Origin of the sequence: Salinicola corii, from assembly GCF_008298015.1 — a bacterium.
Taxonomy (GTDB): Bacteria; Pseudomonadota; Gammaproteobacteria; order Pseudomonadales; family Halomonadaceae; genus Salinicola; species Salinicola corii.
Window position 1 is genome coordinate 226,842 of the sequence record NZ_VTPX01000006.1, and the last position, 12,093, is coordinate 238,934.

The window sequence follows — 12,093 nt, forward strand, 5'->3', positions numbered from 1 at the left end:
CTTCTGGAGTGGGACCGCTGCCTTTTTACTGGTGATTTATGAGTTTTTCTAAGCTGCCGTTGTCGATCGTTCAAATTGTCAGGGATATAGGGCCTAGTGGAGGAATAAATGGTGTTGCCTACAATCTTGATATCCAGTTCAAGAGAAAAGGGGTGGAGGCTCAGGCGTTTACGCTCGGCAAAGTAAAAAAAGAGTCAATGGCTAAGTCGGTTTTTTTTAGTAAGATAAAATTGATGAAGGAGGTTGTTCAATTTACGGTTTTTGGTACGTTTCGGGCAAGAAAGCAGTTTTTGAAATCAAATGATCAATCTGTTGTTTTGTGCCATGCCGATGTTCTTTATGGTGACGTCTACGTAAACCATGGTCTCCACTTGGCCATGTTGAGGCGCTCAAAGAATAGGTTTAGGATTATTGTCAGAAATCCTTTTCATTTGTTTTTGCTGTTGAGGGAGTGGCTTCGTTTTTATTTTAATATCCATTCTGTCATTGTGTGCTTCAGCGATCGTGAAAAGCTTGAACTTCTTGAGGTTTATCCAAAAATAAAAAGTGAAGTGGCGGTTATACCCAACGGTATCGACTTGGATATTTATCGGCCTGGCCCGCCCCAGGATAATTGCAACCTGAGACTGAGTTTTGGACTGGGCTTGGAAGACCTTTGTCTGGTTTTTGTTGGACACGAGTTTGATAGGAAAGGGTTGAAATTTGTTATCGAAGCTTTGGCACTGTTGCCGAATCACGTCAAGCTTGTTGTGGTGGGAGGCGGGTCGCAGTCTAAAATAGAGCAATACAAAAAAATTGCGGAAAAGCTGGCTGTCGAGAATCGAGTCAAGTTTTTAGGGCAGAGATCGGATGTCGCTTCTTTGCTGAATATGTGTGACCTCTTTGTTCTGCCGTCTTTCTATGAGACTTGGGCGTTGGTTGGAGTTGAATCTATGGCTTGTGGCCTGCCGGTTTTGATGTGCCCTGTTGGGGGGATAACTGAATATTTGCACGATGGTCATAATGGATTTGAAATAACTCGAGATTCAAAAGACATAGCTGAAAAAGTAAAGCACTTTATCAACAATCCCTCTGCTATGAATAGCATGGGGGAAAAGGCAATATCGACGGCGAAAAAATACGCTTGGTCGAGCGTGGCTGATTCCTATATTGCTCTCTTTCGCAAGATTGGTTGCGACAAACGCAACAGAGCGAACCGAGAGTAAGATGAAATTTCCGTCGACCTATAACATGTCGGTTCGCGCTTGGTGGAAGGGGTACTGGGCATGATGAGAGCCATTGTTCAAGTCTTCAGCGGCAACCTTCTTTCAAAACTGTTGGGCGCGGTTCGTGAAGTCCTGACGGCAGCCTGTTTCGGAACCGGCGCGACGGCCGGTGCTTACCGGGTTGCTCAGACCGGAACGCTGGTCCCTGTCAACTTCTTCACCAGTGACAGCCTGAATGCCGCGTTCATCCCGCTCTACAAGCGTTATCTTGTCGAGTCCCCCGACAAGGCGATCGTCCTGCTCTGGGAAATTCTCGGGTTGTTCACGCTGTTGTCCGTCGCCATCGGCTACGGGTTGGCGGTACTGGCCCCCCTGTGGGTGGAGACGCTGGCGCCGGGGCTCGGTTCCGTCGCCATGACCACTGCCGTCGAGTTGCTGCGTGTCATGGCGTTGGGCGTGCCTTTCTATCTCTGGAGCATGATCTTCATCTTCCAGGCGATGGCCCATGACGACTTCGTGCCCATGGCGCTGCGGCCCTCCGTCCAGAACCTGGGCATGATCGCGGGGGTGCTGCTGGCCTATTTCACCGGTCACGTCAGCTGGTTGGCCTGGGGGTTCACCGCGAGTTACATGGGGCTCTTCGGCTGGAGCCTGTATCGGGCGGTCGTGACCCGCAGTCTTCGGTGGCCGGAGGCGTGGCAGCGGGGAGAGTTGCGCGAGGTCGCGCGGGCGTTCTGGCTCACTCTAAGGCCGCTCTTGCTGCTGCCCGTCATGCTTCAGGGCAATATCGTGACGGAGCGGGCCGTGGCGTCGATGATCAGCCTGACCGCCGTGGCGGCGATCGACTATTCGCGCTTCGTCACCGAGACGATCATCCTGCTCCTCGCCATGCCGATCGCCTACGTTGGCCTGTCGAGCTGGAGCGTGCTGGGGCGAGAGGCACTGGATCGACAACTCCGGCGAGTCACGATGCTGCTGTTGCTGGTCGCGGTGCCCGGCAGCCTGTTCCTTTACGACAATGCGGTTTCGATCGTGGATGTCGTCTACGCCCGGGGAGCGTTCGATGCGGTCTCGTCCACGACCACGGCGGCCATTCTGCAAGGCGCCGCGATCGGGCTTTGGGCCCAGGTGGTTGGCTACGTGCTGATCAAGGCGCTCAACGCCAAAATGCGCAATCGCCAGGTCCTGTGGATCATGGCGGCTGCGCTTTTCGGCAACGTGATGACCAATCTGCTGCTCTACCGATGGCTGGGCGCCTGGACCCTGGGGTTGGGAAACGCCGTGTACGGCCTGCTGCTGTTCCTCGGTACGGTCTGGGCCTGTGGTCTCGCGAAATCGATCCTGCGTTATTTGCCGATCCTGGCCGTCGCCTGTTGCGGATATCTCCTGTGCGGCCAGTGGATTCCGGCCCCCGACCATGAATTGTCGCGCCTTTTTTGCAACGCGCTGTTCGCTGCCATCTACTGGTCGATCATCGTCTTAGTGATACCTGCCTTCCGTCAGTGCATCGTCGATCTGATCAGGCAACGTCAAGTCAGGAGTTGAGTGGTCATGGAGAAGTTCGACATTGTGATGTTGTCGACAGCAGACTGGGACAATCCGTTCTGGACCAACAAGCAGCATGTCGCTCGAGAACTGGCCAGGCGTGGGCATCGGGTGTTCTACATCAATTCGCTGGGATTGCGCCAACCCAGTTTCAATCGCTCCGACATGAAGCGTATCGCCGCCAGGTTGAAGTCTTTCTTCTCACGGCCCAGGCAGGTCGAGGAGAACGTGATCGTCTGGTCGCCGATCGTCATACCGTTGCAGAGATTTTCTCTCGTGCGCCGCATCAACCGGCTGTCTCTGGGACTGATGATTCGTCTCCTGACGCGATGCCATGGATTTCGGAGCCCCGTGCTCTGGACATACAATCCGCTGACGCTGCGTCTGCTCGATGTTTCCCGATACCGATTTCTCATCTATCACTGTGTCGACGAGATCAAGGCGCAGCCGGATATGCCGGTCCTCATTCTCGAAGAGTCCGAGAAGAGACTGGTGGAGGCATCCGACGTGGTGTTCGTCACGGCGCCCAAGCTCTTCGAGACCCGGCAGCGGTGGAACGACAAGACGTGGTTCTTCCCCAACGTGGCCGACTATCGTCACTTCTCCCGGGCTAACGAGCCCTCGACGCCCGTTTCTCCCGTCGTGGCGCGCCTCGGCAGCCCGGTGATAGGTTTCGTCGGGGCGATCAGTGGTTACAAGGTGGATTTCCCGTTGCTCGAACATCTGGCGCTCTCCCGCCCGGACTACCAGATCGTCCTGGTGGGCAAGATCGGGGAGGGCGATCCCTATACGGACATCCGCCGCCTCGAAGCGCTTCCCAACGTTCACTTTCCGGGGCCGGCGGCCTATGCCGACCTGCCGGGCATACTCAAGGGATTCGATGTGGCGATCCTGCCCAGCCTGTTGAACGAATACACTGCCAATATGTTCCCGATGAAGTTCTTCGAGTACCTGGCTGCAGGAAAGCCGGTCGTCGCGACGAGGCTGGAAGCGCTGTCCGAGTTCCAGGAAATGGTCTTCATGGCTGGAGAGGAGGAAGATTTCGTACATCAGGTCGACCGCGCCCTCGAGGGAAACAGCGACGAGCGTATCGCGGCCCGTCAGCGATTGGCCCGCGAATATACCTACGAATCCAGGACTTCCAGCATGCTGGATCTTGTCAGGCATGAGATGACTGAAAAAGAGAGTTCCCAATGAAAGTTGCGCTGATATCGGACTGGCTCGTCTCGTACGCCGGTTCCGAGAAGGTCGAGGAAGCCATTCTGGGGCTATTTCCTCAAGCCGATGTCTTTACCTGTGTCTTCAATCGCGAGGCGTTCAAGGGAACCCGCTTCGAAAAAGCCCGGGTGACGGAGTCGTTCATCGCCCGATTGCCTGGCGCGCTGAAACATTATCAAAAGTATCTGCCGCTAATGCCCCTGGCCGTCGAGCAGTTCGATCTCTCCGCATACGATGTCGTGATATCGAGCTCGCATGCGGTGGCCAAAGGGGTTCTTACGGGGCCGGATCAACTTCATATCTGTTACTGCCATACACCTATTCGTTATGCATGGGATTTTCAGCACCAGTATCTGAACGAGTCGGGCATGGGACGCGGTCCGAAAGGGTGGCTCGCGCGCTATCTGCTGCACCGGTTTCGCATCTGGGACGTTCGCACGGCGCATGGCGTCGACCATTTCATCGCCAACTCCCGCTATATAGGCCGGCGGATCCGCAAGGTCTACGGCCGCGATGCCGATGTCATCTATCCGAATGTCGCCGTCAATGATTTTTCGCTGGTGCCCGAGAAGGAGTCTTTCTATCTGGCAGCGTCACGCCTGGTCCCCTACAAGCGCATCGACCTGGTGGTAGAGGCTTTTTCCCGGATGCCGGATCGCCAGCTCGTGGTGATCGGGGAGGGCGACCAGGAGGACAAGATTCGGCGAATGCTGACGCCCAATATCACTTTCCTCGGTCACCAGCCCTTTTCAGAACTTCGTGGCTACATGCAGCGCGCCAGGGCTTTCGTATTCGCCGCCGAAGAGGATTTCGGCATCATGCCGATCGAGGCCCAGGCCTGTGGCACGCCGGTGATTGCCTATGCTCGCGGTGGCGCGCTGGAAACCGTTCAGAATGGTAAGACGGGCTTCCACTTCGATCGCCAGACACCGGAATCAATCCGTGAAGCAGTCGAAAATTTCGAGACAAAAGGGGTATCATTCGGCGCCTCCGAAATCCGGCAGCATGCCGAGAGTTTTTCGCGTGAACGATTCGATCGGGAAATGGAGGCATTCGTTCTGGAGCGGTGGGACGCCTTGAGGATGAAACGGGGGTTCTAGGCTGGGCGGCCGAGGTTTGGCTGTCGGCCATGAGTCGCGGCGACGGACCGATGAGCGTTGTCTTTATCGGAGGCGTGAGGATTGGGAGAGGATGATGTCGCCTGCAGAGGAGAGGTCGCGGCCCCGAGGTCACGACTGGTTGATGGCCCTGCTGTCTCGCGGGGTAGATTTCTGTGCCGTGCTGCTGGCCGGGTGGGCCGCCTATGCGTGGCGATTCGAAAGTGTGGTCGTCCATTACGAGCGATACCAGTGGGCGCTCCTGGTGGGCGGTCTTATCCAGCTTTGGATGTTCCCGCTATTCGGGCTCTACCGGTCCTGGCGGGGGCGTCGCTGGCTGGCCATGGTCGCGAAGCTCGTCGCGGCCTATCTGGCCTGGGGCGCGGCAATTGCCGTGGTGATGTTCGCGTTTCAATTGTTCGACTACTCGCGTATCTGGCTGCTGGGATGGATGCTGCTGGCCCTCGCGCTTTCCACCAGCGCGCGCGGGATCGCTTATCCGTTGATCGCGAGCCTGCGCAAGCATGGCCGGAACCAGCGCAAGGTTTTATTGATCGGGGATGCTTTGTCGTGTCGCAACGCTTTCTACGCCCTGCGCCGGGATCCGGGGCAGGGATTCGATGTCGCTCGCGTTCTGGTCCTGGATTACGGTCTCGGGCGGCGGCTCAAGAAATACCAGGGAGTTGTCGATAACTATGAGTTCGGACGACGTATCACGGTCGAGGAGGACGAAGTCTGGGTGTGTCTGCCGCTTTCCCGCGGGAATGATGCGCATCGCATCATCGATGCGCTGGATACGGTCACTGCCAATATTCGCCTGATGCCGAACCTGTCGGATTTGCGCCTGATCAATCACAGCACGTCGGTCATCGCCGGGCAGCATCTCATCGATGTGTGCTGTTCGCCGATGACCGGGTGGCGGCGGATGAAGAAGCGGATCCTGGATGTGGTGCTGTCCAGTTTGATTCTGGTGGCGATCGCCCCCCTGCTCCTGATTCTGGCACTGGGGGTGCGGGTCAGCTCGAAAGGCCCGATCTTCTATCGGCAGGAGCGCGTCAGTTGGAACGGCCGACCGTTCTGGATGCTGAAGTTCCGCTCCATGCACGTCGATACCGAGCAGGCCGGTGTGGATTGGGGCGGTGCGAGGAACAAAGCGACGACACGTTTCGGGGCCTTCCTGAGGCGGACCAGCCTCGACGAACTGCCCCAGTTCATCAACGTGCTCCGCGGGGACATGTCCATCGTCGGCCCGCGACCGGAGCGCACGATCTTCGTCGAGCGCTTCAAGCACGAGATACCGGGCTACATGCAGAAGCACATGGTCAAGGCCGGCATCACCGGGTGGGCCCAGATCAACGGCTGGCGTGGAGACACGGATCTCAACAAGCGGATCGAGTACGATCTCTGGTATATCGAGAACTGGTCTCTGTGGCTCGATTTGAGAATCATTCTGCTGACGTTCTTCCGGGGGTTCACGAATCCCCACGCCTATTGAGGGCGGTTGGCTGGCACGATATCCGTGAATGTTCGTTTCGAGATAGGTGACTTGTGACGCCGCCCACGCGGCGTTTTCCGCTTTCAAGTGTGAAGCATGAGGGAAAGGCATGGGTTGGTACTGCCCTAGGGGTGTCTGGTGGTTCGGCTTTTCACTGCTGCTGGTCTATGCCGCCTTCGGGATCGCCGCACATTCGTTGAAGGACGTCATCGAACCTTACATGGCGTTTCTGGGACTGGCCGCGTTACTGGTTTACGGCGGTTGGCGGCGGAAGAGCGTGGCACTGGTCCTGCTGGTGGCGATCTGCGTGGTCCAGATCGTCAGCTGGTGGCTCGCCATCGCCGATCATCCGCAGTGGGCCAGGCCCAACCCCGATACGGAGAGGCTGGCGAAGCTGTTCATCTTCATTGCCATCGCCTGGTGGTTGAGAGGGAGCCTGCGCCATGTCTTCTGGGTCTGGGGTCTCGCCCTGGCGGCCTTCCTGTTGACGACGGTCGTTCTCCCCGAAGGGCGTGAGTCTTGGATCATCGGCTTGCAGGGGGAGCGCGTCGGGTTCGGGATCCAGAATAACCAGCACGCCTCGATGCTGTTTGGCGTCGCGCTGCTCGGGCTCTGTATCTTTGCCCGACGGTTCTGCTGGTCCGGCGGTTTTCGCCGGGGCCGCGCATGCGTCTGGTCCGGCATGATGCTGATGGTGCTGGTGGGTATCCTGTTCGGCCAGACTCGGGCCGTCTGGTTGGCGCTGTTCGTCTCCGCGATCGTCGCCTTGCTCGCGGTCGGGGTTTACGCCAAAAGACGCTATCATGTCCGCCTGCTCAACCGGATGACCGTGGGGATCGGCGCCGGTCTGTTTCTGGCAGCCGTGATCGTTACGGTGCTATTCGGTCATGTACTGACCGACCGGGTGTTGGCGGAAGATCAGATTATCGCGCAGTTGCTGTCGGGACGACTGGATACGTTGCCCTATTCCAGCATCGGCATTCGCGTTCACTCCTGGGTCGCGGCCACCCAGTGGATCGGCGAAAGGCCTTGGATCGGATGGGGCAGCAACGGGCGCGAACTGGTGATCGAGCACACGCCCTGGTTGCCGGAGTATGTGAAAACCCACTTTGGACATTTGCACAATTTCCTGCTGGAGACGCTGGTCAATTACGGCGTTCTGGGGCTCGCCTGCATGATCGGCCTGATGGCATGGGTCGGAACCATCACCTGGAGAGCCTGGTCCCGGGGCGACATGCCCAACGACGTGGCGCTGTTCGCGGTGGCGTTCTTCTGCTATTGGCTGATCGTCAATCAGTTCGAGTCCTATCTCTCGTTCTGGACCGGCATCTATGTCCACAATCTGATCGTGGCGGGGTTGGTCACGCTTTACTGGCGTTCACCCGCCGATCCGCGCCGCGTCGTCGAAAACCGATTACCATAGACCACAATCGCCAGACGGCGACCGCGACACGCACACGGGATCGCGATGTCGCGGCTCGCGCTTTTTTCATCCGATGGTTGAAGGGATAGCAATGCGAATCACGATTTTCGGTACCGGATATGTCGGCTTGGTCACCGGAGCCTGTCTGGCCGATGCCGGCCATGAAGTCATGTGCATGGATATCGATGCACAGAAGGTCGCCCGACTCAAGCAGGGCGAAATTCCGATTTACGAGCCCGGACTGGAAACGCTGGTTACCGAGAACGTCGGCCAGCAGCGGCTGCTGTTCACCACCGATGCCGCGGAAGCGGTCGCGTTCGGCACACTGCAGTTCATTGCCGTGGGCACGCCGCCGGATGAGGACGGTAGCGCCGACTTGCAGTACGTGCTGGCGGTGGCCAAGACCATCGGACAGCACATGGAGGACTACAAGGTCGTGGTCGACAAGTCCACGGTCCCTGTCGGTACGGCGGATCGGGTTCACGAGGCCATTGCCGGGGCCTTGGGCGAGCGCGGCGTGTCGCTCGACTTCGATGTCTGTTCGAACCCGGAGTTTCTGAAGGAGGGGGCCGCCATCGAGGATTTCACCCATGGCGCGCGCATCGTCGTGGGTACCGATTCGGAGCGGGTCAAAGCGCTGATGCGCGAGTGCTATGCGCCTTACAACCGGCGCGTCGAGAAATTGATGTTCATGGACGTGCGCAGCGCGGAACTGACCAAGTATGCCGCCAATGCGATGTTGGCGACCAAGATCAGTTTCATGAACGAGATCGCGAATCTCGCCGAGCGGCTGGGGGCGGATATCGAGCAGGTTCGCCGGGGCATCGGGAGCGACCCGCGAATCGGCTATCACTTCATCTACCCTGGTTGCGGTTATGGCGGCTCCTGCTTTCCGAAGGACGTCCAGGCGCTGGCGCGGACCGCCAGCCAGATCGGATACGATCCGCAGTTGCTCAATGCCGTCGAGGCGGTCAACGACCGCCAGAAATCGACCCTGTTCGAGAAGCTCGGCCAGGCGTTCGATGGCCAACTGGACGGCAAGACGGTGGCGGTCTGGGGGCTGGCGTTCAAACCCAATACCGACGACATGCGCGAAGCCCCGAGCCGCCACCTGATGGAAGCGCTCTGGGCCGCTGGCGCCAGGGTTCGGGCGTACGACCCGGAAGCCATGGAAGAGTGTCGACGCATTTACGGCGAGCGCGACGACCTGACGCTGGTCGGGGGGCGCGACGAAGCGCTGCAAGGGTCGGATGCGCTGGTGATCTGCACCGAGTGGAAATCCTTCCGGACGGTGGATTTCGCCCATCTGCACCGCACGCTGCGGACACCGGTCATCGTGGATGGTCGCAACCTGTTCGAACCCGATCAGGTTCGTGCCGCAGGCCTGCTCTATTTTGCGGTGGGCCGCGGCGATTCGCTACGTATCAGCGGCCGTCCGGCGCACTGAGCGCCCGACCATGCCCAGCCCGACAACCGAGCGCGAAGGAGAGACAAGGATGCTCATACCCGTGGTATTGGCCGGCGGTGCCGGCACGCGTCTGTGGCCGATGTCCCGCGCGAGTCACCCCAAACAGTTTCTGCCCATCAGCGGGCGTCGCAGCATGCTGGTGGAAACGCTGGCGCGGTTCGATTCACTGTCGCCCGCGGCGCCGATCGTCGTCTGCCAGGATGCCCATCGCTTCCTGGTGGCCGAGCAGCTGCGCGAGGCGGGCGTGACCGGCGATATCCTGCTCGAGCCGGCGCTGCGCAACACTGCACCGGCGATTGCCCTGGCGGCGTTGCAAGCCTTTGACCGGGACGAGAATGCGCTGATGCTGGTGTTGCCGGCCGATCACGCGGTGGCCGACCCGAAGGCGCTGATCGAGGCGATAGCGCCGGCGCGGGCGGCGGCGGAGCAGGGCCGGCTGGTGACGTTCGGCGTGTCGCCGACGCGGGCGGAGACCGGCTACGGCTATATCGAAGCCGCGGAGACTCCGAGCGCCGATAGCGCGGTGCCGATCCGGCGCTTCGTCGAGAAACCGGATGCGGAGACCGCGCAGTCCTATCTCGACAGCGGCCGCTACCTCTGGAACAGCGGCATGTTCCTGATGCGGGCGGACCGCTACCTGCAGGCCCTGGAGCGGCAGCGGTCGGCCATGCTCTCGGCTGTGAAATCGGCCTGGGAGGCGCGCCAGGTCGATCTCGATTTCCTCAGGGTGGGAGCGGAGGCCTTCAGTGCCTGCGAGGCCGAGTCGATCGATTATGCCGTGATGGAGGACGCCCCGGACGCCAGCGTGGTCGCGCTGGATGCTGGCTGGTCGGACGTCGGCTCCTGGCAGTCGCTATGGGAAATCTCCGCCCGGGACGAGGACGACAACGCGCTGCGTGGGGATGTGATCGTCGACGGCGTGAGCGGGAGCCTGATCCACAGCGAGAGCCGCCTGGTGGCTGCGATCGGCGTGAGTGACCTGATGATCGTCGAGACGCCGGATGCCGTGATGGTGGCGCATCGCGACGCCTCGCAGGCGGTCAAGCGCGTTGCCGAGACGCTCAAGCGCCAGAATCGCACCGAATGGGATCAGCACCGTCGCGTCCACCGGCCGTGGGGCAGTTACGACGGCGTGCACGCCGCGGAGCGATACCAGGTCAAGCAGATCAGCGTGCGGCCGGGCGGCCGGCTGTCGCTCCAGAAGCATTTCCATCGTGCCGAGCACTGGATCGTGGTGCGCGGTACGGCACGGGTGACGCGGGGCGAGGAGACCTTCCTGCTGGAGGAGAATCAGTCGACCTACATCCCGCTGGGCGTGGTCCATCGTCTCGAGAACCCTGGCAAGATCGAGCTGGAGCTGATCGAAGTCCAGAGCGGCAGCTACCTAGGCGAGGATGACATCGAGCGCTTCGACGACGTCTACCGCCGGGATTGAGCGGTGGCGCCGCCGTCGCCGGACACGACGACAGCGGCTGCCAGGCGGGTTACCGGGACAGACCGATCTGGCGCGAGATATCGCTGATCTGGGCGATCTGGTCGTTGACGAAGGCCGTGAAGGCCTCTCCATGCATCTCGAACGGCATCAGGCCGTTCTGCGTCATCACGCTCTTCCACTCGTCGCTGGCGTATAGCGTATCGATGGTGTCGACCCACCAGTCGTAGGCGTCGTCGGAAACCTCCGCCGGCATGTAGAAGCCGCGCCAGTTGGGGGCGATGGTGTCGATTCCCTGCTCGCGCGCCGTCGGCCACTCGTGCAGCTTGCCGGGCAGGCGCTCCTCGGAGAGGATCGCCAGGGGGCGCAGGTCGCCGGACTCGATGAAGCTGATCACTTCCGAAATGTCGCCGGTGAAGGCATCGACGTGGCCGCCCAGGGTCTGTGTCACCGCCTCGCCGCCGCCGTTGTAACCGAGATAGGGAATGCGCGCCAGGTCGTCGACGCCCGCGGCATCGGCCGCCATCAGCAGCTTGAGATGGTCCCAGCCGCCGGTGAAGGTCAGTGCCCGGGGGTTCTCCTTCAGCGCCTGCATGACGTCGGAGAGCGACTGATACGGCGAGTCGGCGGCGACGGCGATGACCCCGTAGTCCGCGCCCAGCGTCCCGATCCAGTTGACCATGCTGGCGCCCATCCCGGGAAACTGGCCGCGAGCCAGGCCGGTGGTGGTCACGGTGCTGGCGGCGACGATCAGGTTCTCTTGGCCGGCACGTTTCTGAACCACGTGAGAGAAGCCGACACCGCCACTGGCTCCTGGCATGTTGGTGGTCTGGACGTTGCCGTCCACCAGGTCCAGGTCGCCGAGCACCCGACCCACGGAGCGGCAGGTGAAATCCCAGCCGCCGCCGGGATTGGCGGGGGCGATGCAATCCACCTTTCCCGTCTGTTCGAACGCCTGGGTGGTGCTGGCGGCACTCCAGAGCAGGCCGCCCAGGATGAGCGTCCCGAGGTGAGGTTTGATCATGGCGCGTTCCTCTTGATCTTGTTATCGATCGTCGTCTGGTGATCGATCGGCAGGGATGAGTCCCGTCCCGCTGCCGTCCTCCGCCAACGGGCGGGCAGGGGCGACAGCAGACGCTAGAGGACTGTAGCGAGCGGCGGAGAGGGGAAAAATTGGTTTCTGGGCAAGCGAGGCTTCGCGCTTTTCGAA

At 60.2% G+C, this 12,093-nt stretch carries 9 protein-coding genes; 8 read left to right on the forward strand and 1 reads right to left on the reverse strand.

The genetic code is table 11. The features are described 5' to 3' along the window. Nucleotides 1-38: 38 nt before the first annotated feature. The 8 genes from F0A16_RS12625 (at nt 39) to F0A16_RS12660 (ending at nt 10,886) form a co-directional block, all read left to right on the forward strand. On the forward strand, nt 39-1,205 hold the full coding sequence (locus F0A16_RS12625; protein ID WP_149435751.1) for a glycosyltransferase family 4 protein: 1,167 nt from the start codon (nt 39-41) through the stop codon (nt 1,203-1,205). Nucleotides 1,206-1,265: 60 nt separating this feature from the next. Next, nucleotides 1,266-2,750 (forward strand): murein biosynthesis integral membrane protein MurJ, encoded by a 1,485-nt coding sequence (murJ, locus tag F0A16_RS12630; RefSeq protein ID WP_149435752.1) that lies wholly within the window; start codon nt 1,266-1,268, stop codon nt 2,748-2,750. Nucleotides 2,751-2,756: 6 nt separating this feature from the next. Continuing rightward, entirely contained in the window at nt 2,757-3,947 is a 1,191-nt protein-coding gene (locus F0A16_RS12635; RefSeq protein WP_149435753.1) for a glycosyltransferase, read from the forward strand. Further along, nucleotides 3,944-5,068: a glycosyltransferase family 4 protein gene (locus F0A16_RS12640; RefSeq protein WP_149435754.1), complete on the forward strand. Its 1,125-nt coding sequence runs from the start codon at nt 3,944-3,946 to the stop codon at nt 5,066-5,068. The genes F0A16_RS12635 and F0A16_RS12640 overlap by 4 nt, the downstream gene beginning before the upstream one ends. 142 nt (nt 5,069-5,210) lie before the next feature. Further along, on the forward strand, nt 5,211-6,560 hold the full coding sequence (locus F0A16_RS12645) for an undecaprenyl-phosphate glucose phosphotransferase (protein WP_149435755.1): 1,350 nt from the start codon (nt 5,211-5,213) through the stop codon (nt 6,558-6,560). A gap of 109 nt (nt 6,561-6,669) precedes the next feature. Continuing rightward, nucleotides 6,670-7,983 carry an O-antigen ligase family protein gene (locus F0A16_RS12650; protein WP_239023814.1) on the forward strand — a complete coding sequence of 438 codons (1,314 nt, stop codon included), beginning with the start codon at nt 6,670-6,672 and terminating at the stop codon, nt 7,981-7,983. A 91-nt stretch (nt 7,984-8,074) separates the two neighbouring features. Further along, complete coding sequence (locus F0A16_RS12655) at nt 8,075-9,430, forward strand: UDP-glucose dehydrogenase family protein (RefSeq protein ID WP_149435756.1); 1,356 nt, start codon at nt 8,075-8,077, stop codon at nt 9,428-9,430. Between the two features lie 49 nt (nt 9,431-9,479). Then, nucleotides 9,480-10,886 carry a mannose-1-phosphate guanylyltransferase/mannose-6-phosphate isomerase gene (locus F0A16_RS12660; protein ID WP_149435757.1) on the forward strand — a complete coding sequence of 469 codons (1,407 nt, stop codon included), beginning with the start codon at nt 9,480-9,482 and terminating at the stop codon, nt 10,884-10,886. A gap of 49 nt (nt 10,887-10,935) precedes the next feature. Here F0A16_RS12660 and F0A16_RS12665 read toward each other — a convergent pair whose 3' ends face one another. Continuing rightward, nucleotides 10,936-11,907 (reverse strand): Bug family tripartite tricarboxylate transporter substrate binding protein, encoded by a 972-nt coding sequence (locus F0A16_RS12665; RefSeq protein ID WP_149435758.1) that lies wholly within the window; start codon nt 11,905-11,907, stop codon nt 10,936-10,938. Nucleotides 11,908-12,093: the final 186 nt, after the last annotated feature.

Bases quoted from the DNA above. Each gene is read 5' to 3' on its own strand.
- F0A16_RS12625 (WP_149435751.1), top strand. From the start codon at position 39: ATGAGTTTTTCTAAGCTGCCGTTGTCGATCGTTCAAATTGTCAGGGAT.
- murJ (WP_149435752.1), top strand. From the start codon at position 1,266: ATGATGAGAGCCATTGTTCAAGTCTTCAGCGGCAACCTTCTTTCAAAA.
- F0A16_RS12635 (WP_149435753.1), top strand. From the start codon at position 2,757: ATGGAGAAGTTCGACATTGTGATGTTGTCGACAGCAGACTGGGACAAT.
- F0A16_RS12640 (WP_149435754.1), top strand. From the start codon at position 3,944: ATGAAAGTTGCGCTGATATCGGACTGGCTCGTCTCGTACGCCGGTTCC.
- F0A16_RS12645 (WP_149435755.1), top strand. From the start codon at position 5,211: ATGGCCCTGCTGTCTCGCGGGGTAGATTTCTGTGCCGTGCTGCTGGCC.
- F0A16_RS12650 (WP_239023814.1), top strand. From the start codon at position 6,670: ATGGGTTGGTACTGCCCTAGGGGTGTCTGGTGGTTCGGCTTTTCACTG.
- F0A16_RS12655 (WP_149435756.1), top strand. From the start codon at position 8,075: ATGCGAATCACGATTTTCGGTACCGGATATGTCGGCTTGGTCACCGGA.
- F0A16_RS12660 (WP_149435757.1), top strand. From the start codon at position 9,480: ATGCTCATACCCGTGGTATTGGCCGGCGGTGCCGGCACGCGTCTGTGG.
- F0A16_RS12665 (WP_149435758.1), bottom strand. From the start codon at position 11,907: ATGATCAAACCTCACCTCGGGACGCTCATCCTGGGCGGCCTGCTCTGG.